The following is a 24,835-nucleotide window of genomic DNA, read 5'->3' as shown; positions in this document are numbered from 1 at the left end:
GTCAGTGGTGGGCGGCCCGCACGACCATCGCGGAGTTGAATCCGCCCTGGCCGCGGGCGAGTACGAGAGCGGCGCGCACCGCGTGGGGACGCGGGGCGCCGGTCACCAGGTCGATGTCGTAGTCCGGGGACAGCGTGGAGCCGGTGGTCGGCGGGATCACGCCGTCGCGCATCGACAGGAACGCGGCCGCCAGGTCCAGCGGTGCCGCGCCTGAGTACAGGCGGCCCGTCATCGTCTTCGGCGCGGTCACCGGTACCGAGCGCACCCCGAACACCTTGGTGATCGCCTCCGCCTCGGCCCGGTCCAGGTCGGGCACGGCCGCTGCGTCGGCGAACACCACGTCAATGTCGTCCGGCGCCAAGTCGGCGTCGGCCAGGGCGAGGTCCATGGCGCGCTGCAGGGTCGGCGCGCGGTCGCTGCCGGGCCGTGGGTCGACCGTGGAGGCGTGCCCGGCGATCTCCCCGTACACCTGCGGAGCATTACGTTCCAGGGCGTGCTCGGCGTTCTCCAGGACGAGCAGCGCGCCGCCCTCGCCCGGCACATGGCCCGCGGCCCGGCCGTCGAAGGGCAGATAGGCGCGCTCCGGGTCGTCGCTGGTGGCCAGGCGCCCGCTGGTTAGTTGGGCCACCCAGCCCCACGGGCAGATGGAGGCGTCGACCGCCCCGGAGATCACCATGCGGGTGCCCTTGCGGATCTGCCGACGGGCTTGCGCCACCGCGTCGAGGCCGCCTGCCTGGTCGCTGACCACCACGCTGCTCGGGCCGCGCAGTCCGCCGCGGATGGAGATCTGGCCGCTGTTGACCGCGTAGAACCAGGCGAACGACTGATAAGCGCTGACGTACTGGCCGCCCTTGCTCCACAGTGCGCGCAGCTCGTTCTGCCCGAACTCGAAACCGCCGGAGTGGCTTGCCGTGATGACACCGACGTCGTAGTCGGGCAGCTCGGACGGGACGACGCCCGCGTCCGCGAACGCCCAGTCGGCGCTGACCAGGGCGAGGCGCGTCATCCGGTCCGTCTGCGGAAGCAGCCTGCTGGGAAGGTGTTCCTTGGCATCGAACCCGCGTATCTCGCCCGCGAGCCGGGAGGCGTACGGCGACGGGTCGAACCGCGTGACCCGGTCGATCGCGCCCCGACCGGCGAGCGTGGCCGCCCAGTAGTCCGTCAGGCCGAGGCCGGTCGGCGCGACTATGCCGAGCCCCGTGACCACCGTGCGTGGCCTCATCGGGCAGCTGCCCGATCGGGGGCGGCGAGCACGATCGCGCTCTGGAAGCCGCCGAATCCACTGCCCACCGAGAGCACCGCGTCGGTCTTCCACTCCCGGGCCGTCAGCGGTACGTAGTCCAAGTCGCACTCCGGATCAGGGGTGTAGAGGTTCGCGGTCGGGGGCACGACGTCATGGGCCATGGCGAGGACCGAGGCGGCCACTTCGATGGAGCCGATCGCACCGAGCGAGTGCCCCACCATCGACTTGATGGAGCTGACCGGCGTGCGGTAGGCGTGGTCGCCGAGGCTGCGCTTGAATGCGGCCGTCTCGTGCCGGTCGTTCTGCTTGGTGCCTGAGCCGTGCGCGTTGATGTAGTCGATGTCCTGCGGGGCGAGCCGTGCCTCGTCGAGGGCGACCCGGATCGCCTCAGCCATCTCCTTGCCGTCGGGCCGAAGCCCCGTCATGTGGAAGGCGTTCGACCGGGTCGCGAAGCCGGCGACCTCGGCGTAGATCCGCGCCCCGCGGGCGCGGGCGCTCTCGAGCTCCTCCAGGACGAAGACTGCCGAGCCCTCACCCAGGACGAAGCCGTTGCGGCTGTTGTCGAAGGGGCGTGAGGCGTGCTGCGGATCGTCGTTGCGCGGCGTGGTCGCCTTGATCGCGTCGAAGCAGGCCACCGTGATGGGCGAGATGGGCGCGTCGGCGGCGCCTGCGATCATCACGTCCGCGGAGCCCTCCCGGATGACGTCGGCGGCGTATCCCACCGCGTCGAGACCGGAGGTGCAGCCGGTGGAGACGACCGTGCTCGGGCCCTCGGCGCCCACCGCCCAGGCGACCTCCGTCGCGAAGGAGCTGGGCACCATGTAGTTGTAGAGGTGCGGCACGGCGTAGGCGTGGTCGACCAGTTCGAGGCGGCCGCCGTCGCTGACGGTCCGGTACTCCTGGTCAAGGCCCATCGTGGCGCCTACCGCGCTCCCGATCGTCACTCCCGTGCGGTGTGGGGCGAGCGTCTCGAACTCCAGGCCGCTGTCCGCGACCGCCTCGCGCGCCGTGACCACCGCGAACTGCGCGGCCCTGTCCATGCGCCGGATCTCCTGTGGGGTGAGTCCCGACAGCTCCGCGTCGAAGTCGGCCTCGGCGGCCACCTGCGAACGGAACGCCGACGGGTCGAAGAACGAGATGCGGCGTGTTGCCGTGCGGCCGTCGGTGAGCAGCTTCCAGAAGCCCTTGGCCCCCTGCCCGCCCGGCGCGGTAACCCCGACACCGGTGATCACGACGCGCCGGTCGTGGGCGTCGCCCATCACGCGCTCCATTCGTAGAAGCGGCGGGCCATGGCGTCCGCGGGGGAGCGCCAGGTCGCCGGGTCGTACGCCTCGATGTACGGCTTGAGGTCTTCGCTGATCGCGGTGAACAGCGGATCGGTCTTGGCCTCCTCGATGCGGCCCGCGCCGTTGTCCTCGTCGAAGTCCTGGAGGTGGAAGTACAGGCCCCGGTAGGCGAAGAGCTGACGGCGACGCGTGCCCATGCGGTCGGGCATGTCGGTCCGGTCGAAGGCCCCGAAAAGCCCGGCGACGTTCTCGGCCGAGGTGGGTGCCATCCTGGCCACGATCAAAGTGCTGTGCATGGTTTCCCTTCTCCTTGTCTATCGAGCGGGCCCGAACCAGCGGTCCAGGGCCATCGGCAGGTCGTGGTGGCTACCGGGAGCGGCCCAGGCGACGTGTCCGTCCGGGCGCACGAGCACCGCCGAAGTCCCCTTCAGATCACTGCCGTCGGGTACGCCGACGGGGGTTGCCGTCACGATGTCGACCCGGTCCCGCCAGGCTTCGGCTCGCCCGCGCAGCGTCGCGTTGTCGTCGAGGTCGAGCAGCACACCGCGCCCCGCGCGCAGGAGCGCGGTGCTCGTGGTGCGCCCTCGTGCCCAGGTCATGTCGAGCTGCGGAAGACGCGCACCGAGCAGCGGACTGCGGCCGCTCCCGACGTCGTAACGGATGTCGAGGCCGCTGACCCGCGCCGCGAGATGGCGGACCACCTCGGGGTGGTCGAGGAGTTCGCCGAGCACTTCCCGCATGGGGGAGACCTCCTCGCCGCCGAGGATGAGCAGGCTCTGCGCCCGCGTGTTGATCAGGAGCCTGCGGCCGACCTCGTGCCGCTCCTCGTGGTAGCTGTCGAGCAGAGCCTCGTGCGCCGTGCCCCGCACCACCGCGGCGAGCTTCCAGCCCAGGTTGACCGAGTCCTGTACGGAGGTGTTCATGCCCTGGCCGCCCGCGGGGAGATGGACGTGCGCGGCGTCCCCGGAGAGCAGCACCCGGCCGCGCCGGTACTCGGTGGCCTGCCGGGCCGCGTCGCTGAACGCGCTCACCCAGACCGGCTCGGCACCGGAGATGTCGATGTCCGTGAGCCGCTTCCACACATCGGCGACCTCGCTGAACTCCGGGGGCCCCGAACGGCGTTGTGGGGGAGTGCCCCGCTCTCCGACGATGATGCGGTGGATGCCGCCGGGCAGCTTGGCCACCATCACCAGGCCGCCGTCGGTGGGCTGCCCGGTCATCCGGGGCTCCAGGTCCACGCCCTTGAGGTCGGCGAGGAACAGCTCGGTGGTCGCGGGCGTGCCGGGGAAGTCGAACCCGGCGAGCTTGCGGACGGTGCTGCGACCGCCGTCGCAGCCCACCACATAGCGGGCCCGCAGTGCACGGGCCGAGTCCCGCACCATCACGGTCACGCCTTCGCCGTCCTCGGCGAGGCCGGTGACCTCCACGCCCCGCCGGATGACGGCGCCCAACTCCCGTGCCCGGGACTCCAGTACGGACTCGGTGGTGGACTGGGGAATGGTGCGCGCCGATGCGTGGGCGGCGTCCAGGACCGCCAGGTCGAGCGGAAGGCCGCCGAAGTGCCCCGCCTCACTTGTCTGGATCTCGCCGAACCGGGGTAGCAGGCCGCGCTGGTCGAAGACCTCCATCGTGCGGATCGTGAAGCCGATCCCGCGGGACTCGACGGTCCGTTCCGCCAGCTGGTCGAGCACGATCGTGTCGACGCCCGCCAGACGCAGTTCTCCGGCCAGCATGAGCCCGGCCGGCCCGGCGCCGACGACAATGACTGAAGCGTCCATGTGAATCTCCAGAGCGTCCGGGGAGCTGATCCCGGTGGGTGACGGGTGTCGGCAAGCCCTACTCGGTCTCGATATTGGCGGCTATGCGGGCCAGTACGTTATTGGCGGCGAGGAATTCGGCTTCGGAGATTCCGGCGAGCGAGCGGGCCGCGTGCGCGTTCACCAGGACCTCGGCCCGCGTGTGCGCCGCACTGCCGGATTCGGTGAGCGTCACCGTGCCGCCCTGCCTCAACACCCAGCCACGGTCCACGAATCCATCGACCACCGACTGGTAGGAGTCCGCACGGTCCACGACCAGGAATGGAGAGAATGCCGCATCAATGTCCGAGACGGTTCGCACGCCAATGCTGATGGCGTGCAGAACTTGCCACTGCCGCCGGTTGAGATTCTCTTCGGCAAGGGCCTTTGCGGTGGCCTCGTCGAAGAGTCGGTGCAGATGTAGAAGCCAGTATCCGATGCGCTTGGTGGTGTTCTGCTGGAGCATGAAGCACCTACTTCCTCGCATACGGGGAGAGTTTCTCAACCCGCATGTACAGACTCGCGGTTGAATTTCTAACCACTAGACACTCGCATGATCGGCTGCCGTGCTACAAGGTTCCACGGGCAAGCCTACGGTGGACCCGCAGGGTCCCTTGCGGGTCACCCGTAGGTCCCCTTGTAGGAACCCTTGAAATGTGAAACGCCGCCCACCCAACTGTGGGTGAGCGGCGTATGAACGTAGGGGTTATACGGCGGAAGAACAGTGGTCGGTCCTGAGAGAAGAGAGGCGCTGAGTGTGGAGTGCGGAGTGCAGCTCGCTCCGGCCGGAAATGGCGAGTTTGCGGTAGACGCTCGACAGATGGAACTCAACGGTACGGATCGCCAGGAAGAGGGTTTCGGCGATCTGCCGGTTGCTGTAACCGGCGCTCGCCAGCTGACCGATGTGCAGCTCCTGACTGGTGAGGCAGGGGACGTCCAGGCGCTCCAGAGTGGATTCCAGGCTGTGCTGCCAGAGCCGGTTGCCGCTCTCCCGGGCCACCATGAGGGCGGCCTCCAGATGGCTGCGGCCCGCGGGCAGGTTCTTGCGGTCGATCTGCAGGGTCCCCAGATCGTGCAGGGCCTGGATCAACTCACCCTGGGCGTAGCCGAGATGGAGCAGTTCCACGGCCTCTTCCAGGAGCGCCACCGAGGTGTCCTCCCTGCGGGCGACCGCGACGGCGTGCAGCGCCAGGCCGATGCAGCGTGGCGAGCCCCAGGTGCGGGCCGCGGCCAGCTCCTCCTCGGCCAGGGTGAGCGCAAGGTCGCCCCGCTGGGTCGCGAGCGCGGCAGATGAGGCTCGTGAACGCCACGGAATGACGGCGGGGTTGGCGACCCGGCGCTCGGCGAGCAGCCGTCCGCACGCCATGAAGTCCTTCAGGCTGTGCTGGAACTGGCCGGCCGCCTGCTGCAGAGCGCCGCGCGCGGCCAGGATATGGACGAGGTCCGGAGGGCTGGTGTCGAGCCGGCCCGCCAGGCCGTGAGCCCGTAGTACCTGGTGTGCGTGCCCCAGTTCACCGGACAGGACATGTGCCTCGATGAGCCATGCGACGGCGAGCCCACTGAGGTGCGGCGAGAGCCCGCGGGTCAGCTGTGCGCCGAGCAGGCTGGAGGCCTCGACGCCGTGGCCCTCGAGCAGACTGATCCGCGCGCGCAGCAGTGTCAGTACTTCCTGGTGCCGCGGTGAGCCCGACCAGCGGGCGTCCTTGGCCAGTCGACGGCACTCGGCGTGTGCGGTGACGATGTCGCCGGTGTAGAGGAGCGTCAGGATCGTCGGCCACATGCCGTGCGGGTTGCCCCGGCTGTCCTCCGCTGCGAGGATCGCCTCGACCTGTTGGTGGACGAGGGCACGCTTGATCCCGAGGTTGGCCAGTTCGATGCTGTGTAAAGAGACGCGCGCCTCGGGAGGCGATATGTGTTCGTTCTCGACCGAGTCGAAGCGTCCCGGTATGTAGATGTCATGGCCTTCCCGGAGGGCCCCGGCCCTTGCTCCGGCCGCGGTGGCCGCCTGAGCTGGGGCGAAGTTTCTCTGCCGAGGTATGTTCCTGCGGTCGTGCTCGATCATCTTCATTTCCCCCTTGCTGTTCATCCGGTCTCTGGCTTCGATCTGCTGCCGGGCGCGGCCGTGGGCGGTCCTCGGGCGGTATTCCGCTTCGCGGAAGCCCTCAATCCAGGTCGACGCTACAGGGCGTTCATTGCATACGCATGAACAACGTTGGTCACCCGAAAGCATGTCAATTGGCGTGTATCGGCGGCATGTAGAGGCCCGGCATGCCGTCCCGGCGTGCTGACCTGGTGATTTCCGGGCGGGTTCGGGTGCGTCGTCGAGTGCACTTCTTGCGACTTCCTGACGCGGGCGAGTTGCCGAAACGTGACTGTTGCCACAATCCGTCGACTGCGAGGCTGATCGCGCCTCTGGCGGAAGTGTGCGGCGTGGTGCCGGGAAAATGGGAGCGGTGGTTTTGCTTGCCTCGCCGTCAGTGCTGGTGGCTTGAAATCGCGGTCTGGCGTGAAATGTGTTCAGGAGCAGTGGTGGTGAAGCCTATTCGGGGGCTCCCGGACGGTTTGTCATTCACAGATGCGGCCTAATTCCATGAGGAGTCGTGCACGCCGAGTCGCCGTTCATGGCGCCATGGCGGCGCTTCGGTAAAGAATTCGTTTTGTAAGGATGAATTTCCCGCCGCATCTCAGTCCTTGAAACGAGACGGTGACGTTCTTCAGAGCAACTCGGCATGGTGCGGTCGGCATTGAGATCCGACGAGCGGGGGAGGGGAAGGAGTTCAGCCTTGTGCTGACGACGAAGTAGGGGAACGCAATCGCTGCCAGCACATGGAATACCGAGATCTGGAAGCCCGCTTTGGCCAGGGCAGGCGTCATCCTTCCGCAGGCCAAGGGGGCGAAGCCATGGCGGTGGCAAGCCGCACCGAAGGACGGGTTCCACGTGTTGAGGCACATGCGTCCCTCGTCCTCGACGCAGGAGAGTCGGTCGTAACCCTCGCCAAGTGGCCGGGGCACTCGTCGCCGACCATCACCCTCGACCACTACGCCCACTTCATGCCGGAGGCGGGGCGGACGGGACGCAGGGCGATCGATAGCCTTCTGGGGAGCGGGAGAAGGGGAGCAGCGGCACAGACTCCTCAGATTCTCCCCCGGATTGATCCAGAGCGCCCAGCATCCAGGCCGCTGCACGTAAACAGCGAGGTGAAAGACCCTGTGTTCACCACCCGGCCCACTCTCCAGGGCACCTTCGGCATGGTCTCTTCCACCCACTGGCTCGCCTCGCAGTCCGCGATGGCCGTCCTGGAGGACGGCGGCAACGCCTACGACGCGGCCGTCGCCGCCGGATTCGTCCTGCATGTCGTCGAACCGCACCTCAACGGCCCGGCCGGCGAGGTGCCGATGATCCTGGCGCCGAAGGACGGCGAGGTGCGGGTGCTGTGCGGCCAGGGCCCGGCCCCGGCCGGCGCGACCATCGCCCACTACCGCTCCCTCGGCCTCGACCTGGTCCCCGGCACCGGACCGCTCGCCGCGGCCGTGCCGGGCGCCTTCGACGCCTGGATGATGCTGCTGCGCGACCACGGCACCAAGACCATCGCCGAGGTGCTGCGGTACGCGATCGGCTACGCCGAGGACGGCCACGCACCCGTCGAGCGGGTCGGCCGGACCGTGGAGGCCGTCCGCGAACTCTTCGAGACCGAATGGCGGTCCTCCGCCGAGGTGTACCTGTCCGGCGGCACGTCGCCCCGGCCGGGCGAGCTGTTCCGCAACCCCGCGCTCGCCGCCACCTGGCGCCGGCTGATCGCCGAGGCCGAGGAGACCGGCGGAGCGGACCGGGCCGCCCAGATAGACGCCGCCCGCAGGATCTGGAGCGAGGGCTTCATCGCCGAGGCCCTGGTCCGCCAGGCCGCCCGCCCCACCATGGACACCAGCGGCACCCGCCACACCGGCACGCTCACCGCCGCCGACCTGGCCGGCTGGTCCGCGTCCTACGAGGCGCCCGCCACGTACGACTGGAACGGCTGGACGCTCGCCAAGGCGGCCGGCTGGAGCCAGGGCCCCGCCTTCCTCCAGCAGCTCGCGCTGCTCCCCGCAGAGCTGCCGCGGTACGGCAGCGCCGACTACGTCCACCTGCTCATCGAGGGCTGCAAGCTCGCCATGGCCGACCGGGAGGCCTGGTACGGCGACGCCGCCGACGTTCCGCTCGACACGCTGCTCTCCGAGCCGTACAACGCCGAGCGCCGCGCCCTCATCACCGTCGAGGCCTCGTACGAGCTGCGCCCCGGCAGCCCGGACGGCCGCACCCCCGTGCTCAGCGGCCAGGCCCACACGGTCGCCTCCGGCGGGACCGGTTTCGACGCCATGGGCATCCCGACGGCGGGCGTCGGTGAGCCGACCGTCGCCAAGGACGGCACGACCCGTGGTGACACCTGCCACGTCGATGTGGTCGACCGCTGGGGCAATATGGTCTCCGCCACCCCCAGCGGCGGCTGGCTCCAGTCCAACCCGGTCGTGCCGGAGCTCGGCTTCCCGCTCGGCACCCGGCTCCAGATGGCCTGGCTGGACGAGGGCCTGCCGAACTCCCTCACCCCCGGCCGTCGCCCCCGCACCACCCTCACCCCGTCCCTGGCCCTGCGCGACGGCGTCCCGGTCATGGCGTTCGGCACCCCCGGCGGCGACCAGCAGGACCAGTGGCAGGTGCACTTCTTCCTGGCGGTGGCGCTGCGCGCCGAGGTCCGCGGCGGACTCGACCTCCAGGGCGCCATCGACGCCCCGAACTGGCACAACGACAGCTTCCCGGGCTCCTTCTACCCGCGCGGGATGCGTCCCGGCAGCGTCACCGTCGAGGCGGGCATGGACCCGGAGGTCGTCGAGGAACTGCGCCGCCGCGGCCATGACGTCACCGTCGGTGATCCGTGGTCCGAGGGCCGGTTGTGCGCCGTGGCCCGCGACCCGGAGACCGGAGTGCTGTTCGCGGCCGCCAACCCGCGGGGCATGCAGGGGTACGCCGTCGGACGCTGAGCGGCCACTTCCCCGACATGACCAGGTCGTCGGGGTCCCGGTGGGGCGTGATTGGCTGGAGCCATGATCGATGAATTCCTTACCGGGGACCTGACCGATGTCGAGGCGGCGGTTCGCGCAGCGGCCGCCGCCGAGATCATGCCCCGCTTCCGGCAGCTCGCCGCGCACGAGATCGTCGAGAAGAGCGGCCCGCACGACCTCGTCACCACCGCCGACCGCCTCGCCGAGGAACACCTCACCGCGTCCCTGACCAGGCTCCTGCCCGGCTCCGTCGTCGTCGGCGAGGAGGCGGTCCACGCCGACCCGAAGGTGAACGACGCCCTGGGCGGCGACGCACCCGTGTGGATCGTCGACCCGGTCGACGGCACCCGCCAGTTCGTCCGCGGCGAACCGGGCTTCTGCATCCTGGTCGCCCTCGCCCACCGCGGCGAACTCCTGGCCTCATGGACGTACGCCGCGGCCCTGAACGAGATGGCGGTCGCGGTCCGAGGGCGCGGCGCCACCCTCGACGGCAAGCCGATACGCTCCGGCTCGCCCGCCCCCGGGGCCGTTCTGAGTGTGGCGATGTCGCACCCCGACTACACCACCGACGCCCAGAAGCGCGCCCTGCTCGGCCTGCGCACCGAGGGGATCGACGCCCGCCCCTGCGGTTCGGCGGGTCTCGAATACCTCGGCGTCGCCCGTGGTGACCTGGACGCGGTCGCCTTCAACTGGGAGTACGCCTGGGACCACGCGGCGGGTCTGCTGCTGGTCACCGAGGCGGGCGGCGCCCAGGCCACCCTCTCCGGCGAGCCGTTCCGTATCGCCGGAGGCAACACCCTGCCGTTCACGGCGGCCCGCGACGAGGCGACCGTCGAACGCGTCCTCGCGGCGCTGCGCGGCGAAGCCTGACCGGACGGGACACCGGTCAGGCGAGGAGCTCGCGGGTCAGCGCCCCGAGCCGGGCGCGGGCCTGCGCGTCGTACGCCTGCTCATGGGCGGCCGTGTCCGTGAAGCGGTCGAAGTATCGGCCGGTGACATCGGACAGGGCCGGATCGGTGATCAGCCGGACGGTGGGCCGCACGCCCTCCTCGACGGGGACGGCCGGCGTGAGCCCGTACTCCCGCACGCCGCGGGTGTCCATCGGATGCGCCGGGTGCAGGGCATTGACCGTGCCCCCGCTGCCCGCTGCCCGCTGCCCGCTGCCCGCGGTCCTGTCGGCCAGGCCGAAGGTCGACATGATCAGCGCGAGCTTGCTGCGGCAGTACGCCTCCAGCCCCTCGTAGTGGCGCTCCATCATGACGTCGTCGAAGCCGACGGGCGCCTGGCCGATGGGCCACGTTGACCACGCGTGCGGGTACGGACGCGGTCAGCAGCGGCCACAGCTCATGGGTCAGCAGGCAGGGCGCCAGACAGTTGACCGCGAACCGGAGCTCATGGCCCTGGCGGCTCACCTCGCGCCGGAGCGGAGAGACGCCGCCACCCACCACGGCATTGTTGACCAGGACGTCGAGCCGGGGCTCCCGCTCGCGGACCCGTGCGGCCAGGGACCGGACCTGATCCAGGTCGGCCAGGTCCGCGAGGCAGGTGCGCACGGCGGCCCCGGCCCCGGCCGCGCATGCCTCGGCGGCGGCTTCGTCCAGGCGTGCCCGGTCCCGGCCGTGCAGCAGCAGCGTCGCGCCCCGGCGGGCCAGATCGAGCGCGAGGTGGCGGCCCATTCCCTGGGTGGCACCGGTGACCAGAACGGTACGGATCGAACGCCGGCTCGCCGACGAGTTCACCCCCGGAGGAACGGGACGCCCTGCGAGATCTGCGCCCGCTGCGTCACGGCCGTTCGGCGGGACTGAGCGGCGTCGAGCGCCCACCGCCGCCACGACCGGCCCACCTCAGCCGCCACAGGCCGACCGTACGTCCCTCACGATCTCCGCGGCCCGCTCCACCGCCGCCGCGTCCAGGCCCCGCAGCGCCTCGCCGATCCGTTCGGTGTAGTGCGCGGGGGTGTCCGGCAGGGCCGCTGCCGCAGCCGACGCGCCCTTCTCGTTCAGACACCAGGTGCGGTGGTGGGCGTGGAGGGACTGGGCGAGGATGCCGAAGGCCCGTGACAGGCACAGGGACACATGGAGCGTGTCACCGTTGGGAGCCGACTTGCGGGCGGCCGCCACCGAGAATTCCGCCTCCCACGCGGCTTCGACGAGCGCGGCGCGCAGCGGCTCCGGATAGTTCCGGGTCTCCTGCCGAAGCGCCGACAACTCCCCGTGCGGATCGGCGAGTACGCGCCCCAGCGCGACCTCGCCGGGGTACGCGGGGGACCAGAACCCGAGCGGATGGCCGGGCTGCACGCCCACTTCGAAGCGTCCTTCGCGGCAGTCCGCCCAGACCGCCTCCACCCGGTCCAGATCGCGCAGGATCCAGTCCACCGGGACACCGTCCACCCGCAGCCACGCCCCGCCGTCGACCCACGGTCCCCACCCGCCGGGACCGGCGACCTCGGCGGGGGAACCCTGTACCTCGGAGGCCAGCGCGGTCAGCGCGGCCACGTCGGGGGTGCCGCGGTAGTACACGCCCAGATCCCAGTCGGAGTCCGGACGGTGGGCGCCGCGGGCCCGGCTGCCGCCCAGTGCGACGGCCCGGATGCCGGGCAGGGCGGTGAGCCGGGACGCCATGCCGGCGATATGGGCGGGCACGGTGGCTTCGCGGGCCGTCACGGGCGCGGCCTGGGAGTTCGGTGTATTCATTGCGCGCGACCATACCCGCGACCGCCCTGTCGGTGCCTCGGAATATCCTGGGTGCCCTGGCCGTCGGCTGACAAAGGAGTCCGAAGGTGACGTCGATGCTCGATGCAGTCGTCGTGGGGGCAGGCCCCAACGGACTGACCGCCGCGGCCGAACTGGCCCGCCGCGGCTTCGCCGTGGAGGTCTTCGAAGCGGAGGAGACCGTCGGGGGCGGCGCCCGTACCGAGGAGCTCACCCTTCCCGGATTCCGGCACGACCCCTGTTCCGCCGTCCACCCACTGGGCATCGGCTCACCCGCGTTCGACGCGATGCCGCTCGCCCGGCACGGCCTGGAGTGGCTCCAGCCCGAGCTGGCGCTCGCCCACCCGTTCCCGGACGGCACGGCCGCCGTGCTCACCGGCTCGGTGGGGGAGAGCGCCATGTCGTTGGGGGCCCGGGACGCGGGGGCGTACCGCAGGCTCGTCGCCCCCTACCTCGGCCACTGGGACACCCTCGCCCAGGACTTCCTGCGCACCCCGTGGGACGGGCTGCCCCGTGACCCCTACCGCTGGGTGCGCTTCGGTCTCGACGCGCTCCAGCCCGCTTCGCTGCTCTCCCGCCGCTTCGACGGTGCGAAGGCGCGCGGTCTGTTCGCCGGGCTCGCCGCCCACGCCATAGCGCCCACCAGCGGTCCGGCGACCGGCGGGATCGCCCTGCTGTTCGCGCTGGCGGCCCACGAGAAGGGGTGGCCCGTGCCGCGCGGCGGATCGCAGGCCATCTCCGACGCCCTTGCCTCGTACATACGCGAACAGGGCGGCACGATCCGTACCGGTACGGAGGTCAAGCGTCTGGACGAGCTGCCGCCCGCCCGCGCCTACGTCTTCGACACCTCGCCCACCGCCCTCGCCCGCATCGCCGGGCTGGGTCACGCCTACCGCGGCTACCGGTACGGCGCGTCCTGCTTCAAGATCGATTACGCCCTGTCGGGCCCCGTCCCCTGGACCGCGGAGGAGGCCCGTCGGGCCGGCACGGTCCACGTCGGCCCCACGGCCGGCGAGATCGACTCCGCGCTGAGGGCCGCGGTGACGGGTCGCGACCCGAGCGTGCCGTTCCTGATCACCGCACAGCCCAGCCTGGTCGATCCGTCCCGCGCGCCCGAGGGCCGTCACGTCTTCTGGGTGTACGGACACGTCCCGTCGGGCTGGGAGGGCGACGCCACCGACGTCATCGAACGGCAACTGGAGCGCTTCGCCCCCGGGTTCCGCGACCTGGTCCTCGCCCGCGCGGTGGCGGGACCGCCCGAGCTCGCGAGGCGCAATGCCAACTACGTCGGCGGCGACATCGCGTGCGGTGCGTTCTCCGGCCTGCAGACGGTGTTCCGGCCCAAGCTCGCACGCGTGCCGTACGCGACGGCGCACCCGGCGGTGTTCCTGTGCTCCTCGGCCACTCCGCCCGGCCCCGGGGTGCACGGCATGTCGGGCCACCATGCGGCGAAGGCGGTCTGGCGGCGCCTGCGGGCGGACTGAGAGCCTGTCGGGCGGCCTTCGATCAGAGGTCACCCGACAGGCTCCGAGGGCTTCACAGGGCATGATGTCAGCCATGCGTACACCCGAGGGCGTCACCGTCACCCTGGTCCGCGGTGACATCACCCGGCAGTCCGTCGATGTCATCGTCAACGCGGCGAACTCCTCCCTGCTCGGCGGCGGCGGGGTCGACGGCGCGATCCACCGGCGCGGCGGTCCGGAAATCCTCGCCGCCTGCCGGAAGTTGCGCGCGTCGCAGTACGGAAAGGGCCTGCGCACCGGCCAGGCGGTCGCCACGACGGCCGGGGAACTCGACGCGCGATGGGTGGTCCACACCGTCGGGCCGGTCTGGAGCAGCTCCGAGGACCGTTCCGCCCTCCTGGCCTCGTGCTACCGGGAATCGCTGCGTACGGCCGTGGAGTTGGGGGCGCGTACCGTCGCCTTCCCGGCCATCTCGACCGGGATCTACGGCTGGCCCATGGACGACGGGGCGAGGATCGCCGTCCGCACGGTGGTGGAGGAGGCCGCGCCGCCCGTGGAGGAGGTGCGGTTCGTGCTGTTCGACGCGCATGCGTACGCGGAGTTCGAAGAGGTACTGGCGGCGCGGGGCTGATCCGCGGACGCCGCGTGTGCCCGACGGACGGGGTGGGGCCCGGCGAACGCACGCGGCGTGCGGGTGCTACCTGTGCGCGTAGGGCAGCAGGGCCATCTCCCGGGCGTTCCGGATGGCCCGCGCGAGCCGGCGCTGCTGCTGGGCGTCGACCCGGGTCACGCGGCGGCTGCGGATCTTGCCGCGGTCGGAGATGAACTTCCGCAGCAACTCGGTGTCCTTGTAGTCGATGCGGGTGATTCCGGCCGCGTCCAGGGGGTTGGGACGGGGCTTCTGCGGACGGTGGGGATCGTCGCGTCGTGCCATGAGAATTCCTTGGGTTCAGGAGATCGGGTCGAGGAGTGGGCCGAAGGGGGCCGGGAGCTGTTTCCACGCCTCGGGGCCCGCGGCGTATTCGGTGTCGGTGAGCAGGCAGGATTCGAGGAGCCGGGCCAGCCCGTCCCGGTCGAGCCCGGGGGAGGTGAAGACGAGGTGCTGGCAGCGGTCGCCGTGCTCGGGGTGCCAGTCGAGGGCGGCCGCCGCCCTGCGGACGGGAGGCACCATGTCCCAGGCCGCGTCCGGCAGGGAGGCCAGCCACGGTCCCGCGCTCTCCACGCAGAGCGCACCACCGGCGGCGTCCCAGGCCAGCAGGGTGTCGGGGCGGTCGGCGAGCCAGAAGCGGCCACGGCTGCGTGCCGCCGCGCAGCAGAGGTCCTCCAGCGCCCGGTGGAGACGCTCGGGGTGGAAGGGGCGGTGGCGATGCCAGACGAGTGTGGCGACCCCGGCCTCCTCCGCCTCCTGCGGCAGCAGCGCGCATGCGGGGGGCTGGGCGGCCGCCGCCGCTTCCACGTCGAAGCCGGCGAAGGCGAGCCGGCCCAGCTGGGGTGAACCGGCCGACACCTGACGGGCCGTCGGGTGCAGCTGTGCGAGCAGCGCGTGGTCCTCCTCGTCGGCCGCCGCGCTGTCGACGAGAGCGAGCACGGGCGCGTACTCCAGCTGTCGCGCCCAGGTGTCGCCGACGGTCCGGCGGTCCGTGGCGGCCGCCGCGAGACCCACCTCGGCCAGATCGTCGCCGTTCCCGAGGCAGGGCAGTACGAGAGCGGGGTCGACGGCGGTCATCACGTTGGTGAGTTCGAGGACTTCGCCGCCGTGCGCGACGACGACCTCGGCCATCGCCCTGGGTTCCACGGAGTCCCACAGCTCGACGATCGCGAGCCGGGCCGGCCCGATGCCCGCCAGCCGTTCCAGCTCCGGGACCAGGTCCTCGCGCAACGCGCAGCAGGCGCAGTCGTTGACGAGCGGAGCCTCCCCGAGCGACAGGTCGCCCGAGGCGTCCCGTACGAGGCGTCGCACGGTGCCCTCGGCGGCGGTGGCCAGATCGTGGTGGACCGCGACGCTGCCGGGGACGGTGCGCAGCAGCCGGTCCACCACCTCCCTGCGGGCGTCGGAGTGGAGCCCGCCGACGATCACGACGGGCAACCGGCCGCTGTCCCGCATCAGTTCACCCCGCTTCGGCCGTAGCGGCGCTCGAACCGCTCGACGCGGCCCGCGGTGTCCAGGACACGGGCGGTGCCCGTGCAGAACGGATGGCTCGCGGAGGAGATCTCGACATCGACGACGGGGTACGTGTTCCCGTCCTCCCATTCGATCGTCTTCGCGGCGGTCGCGGTGGATCGGGTGAGGAAGGCGGAGTCGGCGGCCTTGTCGCGGAAGACGACTGGGCCGTACGCGGGGTGGATTCCGGGCTTCATGAGGTGTCCTTCCGATCGGGGTCGGGGGCTGGGTCAGCGCTCTTCGCGGAAATCGACGTGCTCGCGGGCGACCGGGTCGTACTTGCGCAGGACCACGCGCTCGGGGTCGTTCCGGCGGTTCTTGCGGGTGACGTAGGTGTAGCCGGTCCCGGCGGTGGAGCGGAGCTTGATGACCGGGCGTAGTTCGTTGCGAGGCATGCCGCTACTATATGGCAATGATTTCCATTTCCAACAAGTGGTTTCCCGTGGAAGGCAGGTAGCTCCATGTCCGCCCACTGCCAGCTGACCGGCGCCCGGCCGGGCTTCGGCAAGAACATCTCCCACTCGCACCGGCGCACCTCGCGCCGCTTCGACCCCAACATCCAGCGCAAGAGGTACTGGCTGCCGAGTGAAGGCCGGTACGTCCGGCTGACGCTCGGCGCCAGGGCGATCAGGGCCGTCGACAACATCGGGATCGAGGCGGCCGTCGCCCGTATCCGCGCCAGGGGAGTGAAGGTCTGATGGCCAAGAAGAGCAAGATCGCGCAGAACGAGAGGCGCAGGGCGACCGTCGAGCGGTACGCCGCCCGTCGTGCCGAGTTGAAGGAGGTCATCCGCCGGCCGTCCGCCACGGATGCCGAACGGCGGGCCGCCGCGGACGAGCTCCGGCGCCAGCCGCGCGACGCCAGTGCGACCCGGGTGCGCAACCGGGACAGTGTGGACGGGCGGCCCCGCGGCTACCTGCGGAAGTTCGGCCTCTCCCGCGTCCGCGCACGCGAGCAGGCCCATGCCGGATTCCTGCCGGGGGTCACCAAGTCCTCCTGGTGAGGGCCGGGTCGACGCCCACCTCCGCCCGGTGGGCGACATGGCCGTGCGCCGGGGCGGGCGGTGCCGCGACCGCGGCCAGCGCCCGCCCCGGCGTGCTCCGGCCCGCGATGCGGGTTCCGGCTCGATCCGGGACATGGCCGAGCAGCGTGGCCCCGCCCCGCGGCGAGGAGGCCGGACGGGGCCGCGGAAGGCCGAAGAAGTCCTGGCAGCTCAAGGTTGATGTCGGATTCTCGCCAGTCTCCGGGTACCGGGTGACGGATCCTTGAGCCATGTACACCGACACCGAGCGCTGCGTACGGGCCGTCCAGTCCAAGGACGCCCGCTTCGACGGCTGGTTCTTCACGGCGGTCCTGACCACCCGGATCTACTGCCGCCCCAGCTGCCCGGTAGTGCCGCCCAAGGTCGTGAACATGACTTTCTATCCCAGCGCCGCGGCCTGTCAGCAGGCCGGGTTCCGGGCCTGCAAACGGTGCAGACCCGACACCAGCCCCGGCTCCCCGGAGTGGAACGCCCGAGCCGACTCCGTCGCCCGCGCGATGCGGCTCATCCGGGACGGTGTCGTCGACCGCGAGGGCGTCCCCGGACTCGCGGCCCGGCTCGGCTACTCCGCCCGGCAGATCGAGCGCCAGCTGCTCGCCGAGCTCGGCGCCGGCCCGCTCGCCCTGGCCCGCGCGCAGCGTGCCCAGACCGCGAGGCTGCTGATCGAGACGACCGGACTTCCCATGGCGGAAGTCGCGTTCGCCGCCGGGTTCTCCTCGGTCCGTACGTTCAACGACACCGTCCGCGAGGTCTTCGCACTCGCACCGGGCGAGCTGCGCAGCCGCGCCGCCCGGTCCGCGGAACCGCCGGCCACTCCGGGAGTGATAGCGCTGCGGCTGCCGTACCGTACCCCGCTCAACCCCAGCAACCTCTTCGGCCACCTCGCCGCGACCGCCGTCCCCGGCGTCGAGGAGTGGCGAGACGGCGCCTACCGGCGCACGCTCTCCCTGCGGTACGGGCACGGCATCGTCGCTCTCGCCCCGCGCCCCGACCACATCGCCTGCCGCCTCTCCCTCACCGATCCGCGCGATCTCACCCTCGCGATCAGCCGCTGCCGCTGGCTGCTCGACCTGGACGCCGACCCGGTGGCCGTCGACGAGCAGCTGTCCGCCGATCCGCTCCTCGCTCCCCTGGTGCGCAAGGCGCCGGGCCGACGCGTCCCGCGCACCGTCGACGGCGCGGAGTTCGCCGTACGGGCGGTGCTCGGACAGCAGGTCTCGACCGCCGCCGCCCGTACCCACGCGGCCCGTCTGGTCACCGCGCACGGCCTGCCCGTCGACGACCCGGAGGGCGGCCTCAGCCATCTCTTCCCGGACCCCGAGGCGCTCGCCGGACTCGACCCCGAACAGCTCGCCCTGCCACGCAGCCGCCGCACCACCCTCACCACCCTCGTCGGCGCGCTCGCCGACGGATTGCTGCGGCTCGGCACCGACACCGACTGGGAGCGGGCGCGGGCCGAACTGACCGCCCTTCCCGGCTTCGGCCCCTGGACCGTCGAGGTCATCGCGATGCGGGCGCTCGGCGACCCGGACGCCTTCCTCCCCACCGACCTCGGCATCCGGCGCGCGGCCGAGGAGCTCGGCCTCCCCTCGACGCCCGCGGCGCTCACCGCCCGCGCGGCCGCCTGGCGCCCCTGGCGGGCGTACGCGGTCCAGTACCTGTGGACCGTGGACGACCACCCCATCAACCACCTGCCCACCTGAGGAATCCGGGAAGTCCAGCCATGACAACGACGCATCCGCGAACGGCGACCAGACAGCACACGGTCATCGACAGCCCGTACGGTCCGCTCACCCTCGTCGCCACCGACGGGGTCCTCGCGGGCCTCTACATGACCGGCCAGCGGCACCGCCCGCCGGAGGAGACCTTCGGGGAAACCGACCCCCGGCCCTTCATGGAGGCCGCCCGCCAGCTCGATGCCTACTTCGCCGGGGAACTGCGCACCTTCGATCTGCCGCTGCACCTGGACGGCACCCCGTTCCAGCGCAGTGTCTGGGCGCAGCTCCGGCTGATTCCGTACGGCGAGACCCGCTCGTACGGCGAACTGGCCGAGAACCTCGGCAAACCGGGCGCCTCACGTGCCGTGGGACTCGCCAACGGTAAGAATCCGGTGGGCATCATCGTCCCCTGCCACCGTGTCATCGGCGCCTCGGGCAGCCTCACCGGCTACGGCGGCGGACTCGACCGCAAGCAGCGGCTGCTGGCCTTCGAGAACGGTACGGAGGACGACACCCCGGCGCTCTTCTGACGACACCCCGGCGCGCTTCCGGCGCCGCCCGTGCCCGTGGACGCGAGAACGGGCCCGGACATCCGGCGGGTTCTAGCGATCCCCGCAACACCCTGGATTTCAGGGAGTTGCGGGGATCGTGGATTTTGAGGAGTTGAAGGCGCGGTTCTTCGAGGCGCTGGACCGGGAGAACGGGAGTGTCTCGGGTGCTGCTCGGGCGGTTGGGGTGAGCCGACACACGGCGGCGGGCTGGGCGCGGAAGGCCGGCGTCCGTGGTCGTGGGAAGACGGGCACCAGTGGGCATCCGGGGCGGGCGGAGTACGACCGGCTTCGCGCGTCGGGGGTGCGACGACGGGATGCCGCGGCGCAGGTCGGGGTCCACGAGCGCACAGCCAAGGACTGGGACCGCGGGATCCGGAAGATCGGCAACGCGCGCCTGCACCCCGATGGGCGAAGGATCGACTACACAACGGGCATGACCAGCACCGTCGCCGTCACGTCGGCGCCCTCTCTTGCGGCAGTCGAAGCCGAGCTGCACCCACGGTTCCTGACGGTGGCCGAGCGGGAGTTGATCGCCGACATGCGTCGTGAGGGCCGCTCACTGCGGGCGATCGGACGGGCACCGGGCCGGCCGGCATCCACCGTCAAACGTGAGATCGATGCCCGTTGCGTCGAGGGCGTCTATCAGCCCCACCGGGCACAGCGGGCCTGGGCGAAGAGCCGGGCACGCCCCAAGCAGTCCAAGCTCGCCCACGACGGTCCGCTGCGCGAGTACGTCGCGGGCAAACTGCAGCAGCAGTGGTCACCCGAGCAGATCTGTCACGCTCTGGTCATGGAGTTCCCCGACGACGAGGGTATGCGGGTGAGTCCGGAGACGGTCTACCAGGCGATCTATGTCCAGGCCCGTGGCGGGCTGCGGCGCGAGATCGCACTCGCGCTGCGCACCGGGCGCACCCGCCGCAAGCCACACCGTGGCCCGGAGCAGCGCACTCGCCGGTTCGTCGACGAGATGGTGATGATCTCCGAGCGGCCTGCCGAGGTCGAGGACCGGGCGGTGCCCGGCCACTGGGAGGGCGATCTGATCGTCGGCCCCCGCAGCGAGAGCGCGATCGTGACGTTGGTCGAGCGTTCCACCCGCTACGTCATGCTCGGGCATCTGCCCGGCGGACACACCGCCGAGGAGGTCCGTGACGTGCTGGTGCCCTTGATCCAGACCCTGCCCGCGCACCTGCGCGGCTCGCTGACCTGGGACCAGGGCTGCGAGATGGCCGCGCACAAGCAGTTCACCGTCGCCACGGGAGTACCGGTCTACTTCTGCGATCCGCACTCCCCTGGCAGCGCGGATCGAACGAGAACACCAACGGTCTGCTGCGGCAGTACTTCCCCAAGAGCACCGACCTGTCCGTGCACAGCGCCGCAGACCTCGAACACGTCGCTCAGCAACTCAACGGCCGACCACGCAAAACGCTCGGCTGGAGAACCCCAGCCGAGCGCCTGCGTGATCTACTGACGACCGCATAGGCCATCAGGTGTTGCGAGGACCCCGAGAATCCGCCAACGGTGGGGGGCCCGTTCTCGCGTCGGGAGGTGTCGTACGGGCGCGCCGTCAGCCGGTGAAGATCTCCACCAGGGTCCAGATCGCCAGCCCCAGCATGCAGAGCCCGCCGATCCGCTGGACCGTCTTCAGCGGCACGCGCTTCGCGATGAAACGCCCGGCGAGCAGTGCCAGCGCCGAGACGGACATCAGAGCGGCCGCGGACCCGATCGCCGTGGACCAAGTGCCGTTGCTCGCGGCCAGATTGGCCGTGGTGATCTGGGTGAGGTCGCCCCACTCGCTGATGAAGACGGCCATGAACGCGGTCGAGTAGACCGGCCAGAAACCAGTCACCGTCTTCGTGCCGCCGTCCTCGTCCTCGTCGCCGCCGCCGGCGCGCAGCAGCATGAAGGCCCCGAACGCGAAGAGGGAGGCCGAGACGAGCTTGACGATCCAGTCGGGCAGCAGCCCGATCAGGCTGCCGGCCCCCACCGCGATGGCGACGTGCACGATGAACGCGGACGATGTGCCGAACCAGACGTACAGCGGTCGCATGCGGGTGCCCATGGCGAGCGACGCGAACATCGTCTTGTCGGGGAGTTCCGCGAGGAAGATCAGCCCGAAGGCGGTGAGAATCGCCAGGGGGTCGAGGTGCATTCCGGGTGGCTTTCTGTAGGAGCCGGGCCCCGGGCCTTCGCGAAGCGCCACTGGGGCTTCCGGAGGACCACTCGGCCCGGCATGACGTCAGCGCCCACGGAGTGCGGGCGTGTCATACCTGACCGAAGGTCTCGCCCGCCCGCGGTGATCCACGAGCCCGGCCACCGGGAACCCGAAGGTTCCAGTGTGTCGACGACCGGTTTGCGGGGCTACTCCCCTTCGCAGCCACCAACTGTACCCCACCCGCTCACGGGGGCGAGCAGATGTTCGACCCGGTGGTGGGGATGGGTACAGTCCCATGGTGATCATCCGAGCCCGCACCGGAAGCGTCCCCGCATGAGCCGCCGCACCCGAAGGGCGGTCCCCGCCCAGGGCGCGCCCCGGCCCACCGTCAGTGTCTGCCGCGGTTGCTGCTGCGGGACGCCCAAGGTCCCGGACGTGGACCACGCCGGCCAGCTCGCCGAGCTGCGGCGCTCGCTCGGCGAGCTGGCCACGGTCCGCGCCGTGGAGTGCCTGGACGCCTGCGAACAGGCCAATGTCGTCGTCGTGCAGCCGTCGGCCGAGGGCCGTCGCGCCGGCGGCCGCCCGGTCTGGCTCGGGCTGGTCAACGACCCGGACGCCGTGGCGGACATCGTCGCCTGGGTCGAGGCGGGCGGTCCGGGGCTGGTGGACCCGCCGGAGATCCTCGACCTGTACACGTTCCGCGCCTCGCGCCGCATACAGCAGGAACTCGACCACTAGGGCGTGTTTTAGAAGTCCCGTCTGCCGCGGATCACGGCCGGGCCGCTACCGCGCCTCGGGCTTCACCATCAGGAAGAAGGCCTGTGGGGTCTTCTCCCACTGGACCGCCTCGCGGACCAGCCGGGCCTGCACGCGGAACCCGGCCTTCGCGAGCATGTCGGCCACCGCGTCGGGCACGAACCGGTAGACGTCGAGCGTCACCGCATGACCGTACGCCTGCTCCAGGCGGACGCACTCGTCGCCGACCTTGAAAGCCATGAGCAGATGGCCGCCCGGCGCCAGGACGCGATGGAACTCGGCGAAGAACGCGGGCAGTTGCTCCGGCGGGGTGTGGACCAGGGAGTACCAGGCGAGCGCGCCGGCCAGGCTGTCGTCCGCCAGGTCCAGGGCGGTCATCGACCCCTCGGCGAAGTCGAGGCCCGGGTACGTCTCGCGGGCCACCGCGATCATGCCCGGCGAGAGGTCGATGCCGAAGGCGGTCAGCCCGAGGTCGCGCAGAATCGCCGTCACCCGACCGGGACCGCAGCCCAGATCGCCCACCCGCCCGCCGCCGCCCGCCGTCACGAGTTGCGCGAAGGCGGTCAGCATGGCGTTGTCGTACGGCTTGTCCGCCATCTCGTCGGCCAGCAGCACGGCGTAGTCGGCGGCGACGGTGTCGTACGAGGCGCGCGTGGTGTCGAGGGGTGAAGGTTCTGTCATGCGGGCGACCGTACAGCTGCCCGCCGACACTTCCCGGCCGGGTCGGCGCACACGCGGCAGGGCCGAGCGCCTCTCGGCCGCACCTGCCACTCAGCCCCCGGTGGCCGTACCGGAACCGTCGACCGGCCCCGTGCCGTCGGCCAGCCGCTTCAGCAGTGCGGGCAGTGCCGTGCCGATGGGCTCGCGGATGGTGGCCTCGGCCAGTTCGTCGTACGGCGTCGGTTCCGCGTTCACCACGATGAGCCGTGCCCCGTTGTCCACCGCGATCTGGGCCAGCGAGGCGGCGGGCTGCACCTGCAGCGTCGTACCGACCGCGATGAACACCTCACAGGCCTTGGCGATCGACACCGCCTCGCCCAGTACCACCGGATCGAGCCGCTCACCGAACATGATCGTGGCCGATTTCAGGATGCCGCCGCAGACCGTGCACGACGGGTCGTCCTCTCCCGCCTCCACCCGGGTCAGCGCCTCGGCCATCGGGGAGCGGGCGTGACAGCGGGTGCAGACCACCTCACGCGCGGTCCCGTGCAGTTCCAGGACCTTGCGGGCGGGGACCCCGGCGAGCTGATGCAGACCGTCGACGTTCTGCGTGATCACCCGCACCGGGGCGCCGGACCGCTCCAGCTCCGCCACCGCGCGGTGGGCCGCGTTGGGCTCCGCGGCCCAGGTCGCACTGGTGCGACGCATCTGCCAGGAGCGGCGGCGGATCTCCGGATCGGCCATGTAGAAGTCGTACGTGACGAGCTTCTCGGCCTCCGGATCCTTGCGCCAGAGCCCGTTGGGCCCGCGGTAGTCGGGGATGCCGGAGTCCGTGGAGATGCCGGCGCCGCTGAGGATCGCGACGAGAGTCATGCCGCGAGCGTACGCAGCGCCGGACACTCCGGGCGAGGCCATTTCGACCTCAGGAAGCCGTCGGACCCGTGGTGCGCGAGGTGCGTGTGGTGCGTGTGGTGGACGTGGTGGACGCGGTGGACGTCAAGCCGCAGGGCCGGCCGGGGTGAACGGCGACGGGGTCAGACCCGTCCAGGTGTTCAGCACGGCGCTCGCGGTCTGCTTGGTGACGCCGCCGTCCTGGACGGTGCCGCTCCTCGCGACGTAGAACCGCCCGTCGTCGAGCGAGACCAGCCCGTACTGCCCGTACTGTCCCGGCGCCGGCCACCCGTACGTGCTGGTCGTGGTGTCGTGCGCGCCCTCGCGCAGCAGCGGGAGCAGCAGCCCGCGCTCCGGGCGCTGCTGCCCGCGCACCAGGCCGCGCACCGGCTTGCGCGCACCGTCCAGCGCGAAGACCGAGTAGTTGGGGAAGCCGGGCTTGGCGCCCTTGTAGACGGCCATCAGCCAGTTGCCGCTGTGCCCGTCGTACTCCAGGTTCTGCACGCCGTAATTGGTGTTCCCGGTGTACGCGAAGAACTTGCCGTCGACGTGGGCGGGTCCGCTGGTGTGCGGGGCCGACTCGGTCAGTGGGCGCTCGTACTTCTTCCACCGGGTCACGTCGTACTGGAGCAGCACCTGGTGGTCGTTGTCCGCGCGGCCGGCGTTGGCGTACACGCCGTACGCGACCGTCAGCTTCTTCCCGGCGCGCTTGCCGCGGCGGTCGCCGAACGCCGGACCGAACGCGACACCGTCGATGCCGCTGCAGCCGTAACGGTGGTCGGGCGTGTTGCCCGTATCGCCGTCGAAGACGCCGTCGCCGTTCATGTCGGCGGTGAAGTCCTTCACGACCTCCTTGAGGTAGACGGTCGAGACGACACCCGTGGACTGGGCGTCCATGTTCATCCGGGTGATGCGGTCGACGTCGAGGATCGCGATGTAGAAGGACTTCGCCTCCTTGTACTCCAGCGAGCCGTAGACCCGGCCGTCCTTCTCGTTGAAGTCCAGATCGCCGAGGTGGCCGGTGAATCCGGTGACCGAGCCGACCGGGTTGCCCTTGAGGTCGGTCTTGACCAGCAGGTTGGTCATCGAGAAGTACATGAAGCCCTTGCGGCGGTCGATGGCCATGCCCTGGACATGGCCGGACTGCCAGGCGCCGCCGTCGACCGACAGCGGCAGCTTGCCGTGTGCGGCCGGGGCCGGGGTCGATGCCGGTTCCGCGAGCGCCGTCGACGCCGTGGCGACAACTGCCGTACAGGCGAACGCTGCGACGATCGTGGCCAGCAGCCCGCTGAGGTGTCCCGTGTGCGTACGCATGATCCCTCCGCTGTCGTGGAGTCCGGATGATGCCGGTCGGGCGTGCACTGCGGA

General features: G+C 71.0%; 25 protein-coding genes and 2 pseudogenes. 10 read left to right on the top strand and 17 right to left on the bottom strand.

Annotated elements, in window-relative coordinates; all coding sequences use genetic code 11:
* Position 1 precedes the first annotated feature (1 nt).
* The 6 genes from OG520_RS07005 to OG520_RS06980 form a co-directional block, all read right to left on the bottom strand.
* Entirely contained in the window at positions 2 to 1,222 is a 1,221-nt protein-coding gene (locus OG520_RS07005; protein WP_406012577.1) for a ketosynthase chain-length factor, read from the bottom strand.
* The gene (locus OG520_RS07000) at positions 1,219 to 2,502 is read right to left on the bottom strand and encodes a beta-ketoacyl-[acyl-carrier-protein] synthase family protein (protein ID WP_399334716.1); all 1,284 of its coding nucleotides are present in this window, start codon (positions 2,500 to 2,502) and stop codon (positions 1,219 to 1,221) included. The genes OG520_RS07005 and OG520_RS07000 overlap by 4 nt, the downstream gene beginning before the upstream one ends.
* Positions 2,502 to 2,825 (bottom strand): TcmI family type II polyketide cyclase, encoded by a 324-nt coding sequence (locus OG520_RS06995; protein WP_406012576.1) that lies wholly within the window; start codon positions 2,823 to 2,825, stop codon positions 2,502 to 2,504. Before OG520_RS06995 ends, OG520_RS07000 begins: the two co-directional genes overlap by 1 nt.
* An 18-nt stretch (positions 2,826 to 2,843) precedes the next feature.
* Entirely contained in the window at positions 2,844 to 4,307 is a 1,464-nt protein-coding gene (locus OG520_RS06990; RefSeq protein WP_406012575.1) for an FAD-dependent monooxygenase, read from the bottom strand.
* Between the two features lie 58 nt (positions 4,308 to 4,365).
* The gene (locus OG520_RS06985; RefSeq protein WP_406012574.1) at positions 4,366 to 4,791 is read right to left on the bottom strand and encodes a MarR family winged helix-turn-helix transcriptional regulator; all 426 of its coding nucleotides are present in this window, start codon (positions 4,789 to 4,791) and stop codon (positions 4,366 to 4,368) included.
* A gap of 240 nt (positions 4,792 to 5,031) precedes the next feature.
* Positions 5,032 to 6,387, bottom strand: coding sequence for a LuxR C-terminal-related transcriptional regulator (locus OG520_RS06980; protein ID WP_406012573.1), 1,356 nt, complete (start codon positions 6,385 to 6,387; stop codon positions 5,032 to 5,034).
* A gap of 1,148 nt (positions 6,388 to 7,535) precedes the next feature.
* Between OG520_RS06980 and OG520_RS06975 the strand changes: the two genes are divergently transcribed.
* Together OG520_RS06975 and OG520_RS06970 are read left to right on the top strand one after the other, a co-directional pair.
* Entirely contained in the window at positions 7,536 to 9,341 is a 1,806-nt protein-coding gene (locus tag OG520_RS06975) for a gamma-glutamyltransferase family protein (protein WP_406012572.1), read from the top strand.
* Between the two features lie 63 nt (positions 9,342 to 9,404).
* Positions 9,405 to 10,232, top strand: a complete 828-nt coding sequence (locus OG520_RS06970) for an inositol monophosphatase family protein (RefSeq protein ID WP_406012571.1) — start codon at positions 9,405 to 9,407, stop codon at positions 10,230 to 10,232.
* Positions 10,233 to 10,248: 16 nt separating this feature from the next.
* On the opposite strand, the pseudogene OG520_RS06965 reads toward OG520_RS06970, so the two are convergent.
* Positions 10,249 to 11,038 (bottom strand): annotated as a pseudogene (locus tag OG520_RS06965) (SDR family NAD(P)-dependent oxidoreductase).
* 168 nt (positions 11,039 to 11,206) lie between these two features.
* Positions 11,207 to 11,983 (bottom strand): DUF4037 domain-containing protein, encoded by a 777-nt coding sequence (locus tag OG520_RS06960; protein ID WP_406016433.1) that lies wholly within the window; start codon positions 11,981 to 11,983, stop codon positions 11,207 to 11,209.
* A 158-nt stretch (positions 11,984 to 12,141) separates the two neighbouring features.
* Here OG520_RS06960 and OG520_RS06955 point away from each other — a divergent pair, with 158 nt between their 5' ends.
* Together OG520_RS06955 and OG520_RS06950 are read left to right on the top strand one after the other, a co-directional pair.
* Complete coding sequence (locus OG520_RS06955; protein ID WP_399334730.1) at positions 12,142 to 13,557, top strand: phytoene desaturase family protein; 1,416 nt, start codon at positions 12,142 to 12,144, stop codon at positions 13,555 to 13,557.
* Positions 13,558 to 13,630: 73 nt separating this feature from the next.
* A complete protein-coding gene (locus tag OG520_RS06950; RefSeq protein WP_385338564.1) occupies positions 13,631 to 14,167 on the top strand; it encodes an O-acetyl-ADP-ribose deacetylase in 537 nt (178 codons plus the stop codon).
* 66 nt (positions 14,168 to 14,233) lie between these two features.
* Here OG520_RS06950 and rpsR read toward each other — a convergent pair whose 3' ends face one another.
* From rpsR to rpmG, 4 genes are read right to left on the bottom strand one after another with little or no spacing between them, the layout of a single operon-like run.
* Complete coding sequence (gene rpsR, locus OG520_RS06945; protein WP_399334734.1) at positions 14,234 to 14,470, bottom strand: 30S ribosomal protein S18; 237 nt, start codon at positions 14,468 to 14,470, stop codon at positions 14,234 to 14,236.
* A 15-nt stretch (positions 14,471 to 14,485) separates the two neighbouring features.
* The gene (locus tag OG520_RS06940) at positions 14,486 to 15,640 is read right to left on the bottom strand and encodes a CobW family GTP-binding protein (protein ID WP_406012570.1); all 1,155 of its coding nucleotides are present in this window, start codon (positions 15,638 to 15,640) and stop codon (positions 14,486 to 14,488) included.
* A complete protein-coding gene (locus tag OG520_RS06935) occupies positions 15,640 to 15,894 on the bottom strand; it encodes a type B 50S ribosomal protein L31 (RefSeq protein WP_406012569.1) in 255 nt (84 codons plus the stop codon). The genes OG520_RS06940 and OG520_RS06935 overlap by 1 nt, the downstream gene beginning before the upstream one ends.
* A 33-nt stretch (positions 15,895 to 15,927) precedes the next feature.
* On the bottom strand, positions 15,928 to 16,092 hold the full coding sequence (gene rpmG / locus OG520_RS06930) for a 50S ribosomal protein L33 (protein ID WP_406012568.1): 165 nt from the start codon (positions 16,090 to 16,092) through the stop codon (positions 15,928 to 15,930).
* A 66-nt stretch (positions 16,093 to 16,158) separates the two neighbouring features.
* Between rpmG and rpmB the strand changes: the two genes are divergently transcribed.
* Complete coding sequence (rpmB, locus tag OG520_RS06925; RefSeq protein ID WP_399334743.1) at positions 16,159 to 16,395, top strand: 50S ribosomal protein L28; 237 nt, start codon at positions 16,159 to 16,161, stop codon at positions 16,393 to 16,395.
* Complete coding sequence (rpsN, locus tag OG520_RS06920; protein WP_399334745.1) at positions 16,395 to 16,700, top strand: 30S ribosomal protein S14; 306 nt, start codon at positions 16,395 to 16,397, stop codon at positions 16,698 to 16,700. Before rpmB ends, rpsN begins: the two co-directional genes overlap by 1 nt.
* Here the strand turns inward: rpsN and OG520_RS06915 are convergent.
* Positions 16,681 to 16,914, bottom strand: coding sequence for a hypothetical protein (locus tag OG520_RS06915; protein ID WP_399334747.1), 234 nt, complete (start codon positions 16,912 to 16,914; stop codon positions 16,681 to 16,683). The two genes, rpsN and OG520_RS06915, sit on opposite strands and share 20 nt — an antisense overlap.
* A gap of 55 nt (positions 16,915 to 16,969) precedes the next feature.
* Between OG520_RS06915 and OG520_RS06910 the strand changes: the two genes are divergently transcribed.
* The 3 genes and pseudogenes from OG520_RS06910 (at position 16,970) to OG520_RS06900 (ending at position 20,487) form a co-directional block, all read left to right on the top strand.
* On the top strand, positions 16,970 to 18,442 hold the full coding sequence (locus OG520_RS06910) for an AlkA N-terminal domain-containing protein (RefSeq protein ID WP_406012567.1): 1,473 nt from the start codon (positions 16,970 to 16,972) through the stop codon (positions 18,440 to 18,442).
* 20 nt (positions 18,443 to 18,462) lie between these two features.
* A complete protein-coding gene (locus OG520_RS06905) occupies positions 18,463 to 18,987 on the top strand; it encodes a methylated-DNA--[protein]-cysteine S-methyltransferase (protein ID WP_406012566.1) in 525 nt (174 codons plus the stop codon).
* A gap of 322 nt (positions 18,988 to 19,309) precedes the next feature.
* Positions 19,310 to 20,487, top strand: a pseudogene (locus OG520_RS06900) (IS30 family transposase).
* A gap of 85 nt (positions 20,488 to 20,572) precedes the next feature.
* On the opposite strand, the gene OG520_RS06895 reads toward OG520_RS06900, so the two are convergent.
* Positions 20,573 to 21,157 (bottom strand): TMEM165/GDT1 family protein, encoded by a 585-nt coding sequence (locus OG520_RS06895; RefSeq protein WP_266429130.1) that lies wholly within the window; start codon positions 21,155 to 21,157, stop codon positions 20,573 to 20,575.
* 336 nt (positions 21,158 to 21,493) lie between these two features.
* On the opposite strand from OG520_RS06895, the gene OG520_RS06890 reads away from it, so the two are divergent.
* Positions 21,494 to 21,898 (top strand): (2Fe-2S) ferredoxin domain-containing protein, encoded by a 405-nt coding sequence (locus OG520_RS06890; protein WP_406012565.1) that lies wholly within the window; start codon positions 21,494 to 21,496, stop codon positions 21,896 to 21,898.
* Positions 21,899 to 21,943: 45 nt separating this feature from the next.
* Here OG520_RS06890 and OG520_RS06885 read toward each other — a convergent pair whose 3' ends face one another.
* The 3 genes from OG520_RS06885 to OG520_RS06875 all read right to left on the bottom strand — a co-directional run bounded on the left by OG520_RS06885 (position 21,944) and on the right by OG520_RS06875 (position 24,781).
* Positions 21,944 to 22,597 carry a class I SAM-dependent methyltransferase gene (locus tag OG520_RS06885; RefSeq protein ID WP_406012564.1) on the bottom strand — a complete coding sequence of 218 codons (654 nt, stop codon included), beginning with the start codon at positions 22,595 to 22,597 and terminating at the stop codon, positions 21,944 to 21,946.
* 90 nt (positions 22,598 to 22,687) lie between these two features.
* Positions 22,688 to 23,449 carry an SIR2 family NAD-dependent protein deacylase gene (locus tag OG520_RS06880; protein WP_406012563.1) on the bottom strand — a complete coding sequence of 254 codons (762 nt, stop codon included), beginning with the start codon at positions 23,447 to 23,449 and terminating at the stop codon, positions 22,688 to 22,690.
* 123 nt (positions 23,450 to 23,572) lie between these two features.
* On the bottom strand, positions 23,573 to 24,781 hold the full coding sequence (locus OG520_RS06875; protein ID WP_406012562.1) for a hypothetical protein: 1,209 nt from the start codon (positions 24,779 to 24,781) through the stop codon (positions 23,573 to 23,575).
* Between the last annotated feature and the right edge of the window lie 54 nt (positions 24,782 to 24,835).

This window comes from Streptomyces sp. NBC_00984, from assembly GCF_045162475.1.
In the GTDB taxonomy this organism is placed as follows: Bacteria; Actinomycetota; Actinomycetes; order Streptomycetales; family Streptomycetaceae; genus Streptomyces.
The sequence above is the reverse complement of the archived record's forward strand: the minus strand, read 5'-3'. Positions and strand labels throughout refer to the sequence as shown.

Coding starts and splice junctions, on each gene's coding strand:
- OG520_RS07005 (WP_406012577.1), bottom strand. CDS start 1,222: ATGAGGCCACGCACGGTGGTCACGGGGCTCGGCATAGTCGCGCCGACC.
- OG520_RS07000 (WP_399334716.1), bottom strand. CDS start 2,502: ATGGGCGACGCCCACGACCGGCGCGTCGTGATCACCGGTGTCGGGGTT.
- OG520_RS06995 (WP_406012576.1), bottom strand. CDS start 2,825: ATGCACAGCACTTTGATCGTGGCCAGGATGGCACCCACCTCGGCCGAG.
- OG520_RS06990 (WP_406012575.1), bottom strand. CDS start 4,307: ATGGACGCTTCAGTCATTGTCGTCGGCGCCGGGCCGGCCGGGCTCATG.
- OG520_RS06985 (WP_406012574.1), bottom strand. CDS start 4,791: ATGCTCCAGCAGAACACCACCAAGCGCATCGGATACTGGCTTCTACAT.
- OG520_RS06980 (WP_406012573.1), bottom strand. CDS start 6,387: ATGATCGAGCACGACCGCAGGAACATACCTCGGCAGAGAAACTTCGCC.
- OG520_RS06970 (WP_406012571.1), top strand. CDS start 9,405: ATGATCGATGAATTCCTTACCGGGGACCTGACCGATGTCGAGGCGGCG.
- OG520_RS06960 (WP_406016433.1), bottom strand. CDS start 11,983: ATGGCGTCCCGGCTCACCGCCCTGCCCGGCATCCGGGCCGTCGCACTG.
- OG520_RS06950 (WP_385338564.1), top strand. CDS start 13,631: ATGCGTACACCCGAGGGCGTCACCGTCACCCTGGTCCGCGGTGACATC.
- rpsR (WP_399334734.1), bottom strand. CDS start 14,470: ATGGCACGACGCGACGATCCCCACCGTCCGCAGAAGCCCCGTCCCAAC.
- OG520_RS06940 (WP_406012570.1), bottom strand. CDS start 15,640: ATGCGGGACAGCGGCCGGTTGCCCGTCGTGATCGTCGGCGGGCTCCAC.
- OG520_RS06935 (WP_406012569.1), bottom strand. CDS start 15,894: ATGAAGCCCGGAATCCACCCCGCGTACGGCCCAGTCGTCTTCCGCGAC.
- rpmG (WP_406012568.1), bottom strand. CDS start 16,092: ATGCCTCGCAACGAACTACGCCCGGTCATCAAGCTCCGCTCCACCGCC.
- rpmB (WP_399334743.1), top strand. CDS start 16,159: ATGTCCGCCCACTGCCAGCTGACCGGCGCCCGGCCGGGCTTCGGCAAG.
- rpsN (WP_399334745.1), top strand. CDS start 16,395: ATGGCCAAGAAGAGCAAGATCGCGCAGAACGAGAGGCGCAGGGCGACC.
- OG520_RS06910 (WP_406012567.1), top strand. CDS start 16,970: ATGTACACCGACACCGAGCGCTGCGTACGGGCCGTCCAGTCCAAGGAC.
- OG520_RS06905 (WP_406012566.1), top strand. CDS start 18,463: ATGACAACGACGCATCCGCGAACGGCGACCAGACAGCACACGGTCATC.
- OG520_RS06895 (WP_266429130.1), bottom strand. CDS start 21,157: ATGCACCTCGACCCCCTGGCGATTCTCACCGCCTTCGGGCTGATCTTC.
- OG520_RS06890 (WP_406012565.1), top strand. CDS start 21,494: ATGAGCCGCCGCACCCGAAGGGCGGTCCCCGCCCAGGGCGCGCCCCGG.
- OG520_RS06885 (WP_406012564.1), bottom strand. CDS start 22,597: ATGACAGAACCTTCACCCCTCGACACCACGCGCGCCTCGTACGACACC.
- OG520_RS06880 (WP_406012563.1), bottom strand. CDS start 23,449: ATGACTCTCGTCGCGATCCTCAGCGGCGCCGGCATCTCCACGGACTCC.
- OG520_RS06875 (WP_406012562.1), bottom strand. CDS start 24,781: ATGCGTACGCACACGGGACACCTCAGCGGGCTGCTGGCCACGATCGTC.